Source organism: Staphylococcus pasteuri (assembly GCF_030547725.1).
GTDB classification, from domain to species: domain Bacteria; phylum Bacillota; class Bacilli; order Staphylococcales; family Staphylococcaceae; genus Staphylococcus; species Staphylococcus pasteuri.
Map to the genome: position 1 here is coordinate 1 of NZ_JAUOQO010000139.1, position 323 is coordinate 323.

General features: G+C 51.4%; 1 protein-coding gene. It reads left to right on the plus strand.

The window, feature by feature from the left end:
- Nucleotides 1-65 precede the first annotated feature (65 nt).
- A partial coding sequence (locus Q4528_RS13145) for a 4Fe-4S dicluster domain-containing protein (protein ID WP_303521930.1) occupies nt 66-323 on the plus strand: 258 nt, incomplete at its 3' end.

A 323-nucleotide genomic window follows, 5' to 3' on the forward strand; every position in this document is an offset into this window, starting at 1 on the left:
CGCAGGTACTTGCAGAATGTGGCGGGCTAAAAGTAGAAGCCAAGCGGATGATTGCAGGTGGGCCAATGATGGGCCAAGTGCTGCCTTCACCGTTTGTGCCCATAGATAAAAGTATTGGCGGTTTGCTAGCGCTAAGCGAAGACAAAATCAATCAACGTAATAGCCAAGATTGTGTGCGTTGCGGCAACTGCGTAAAGGTGTGCCCCATGGGGCTTATGCCTTTCCAAATGGCAGCCCATAGTAACCACGACGATTGGCAGGGTGCCCAGCAGTTTGGCCTAGATTCCTGTTTGTTATGCGGAGCATGCAGCTATATATGCCCC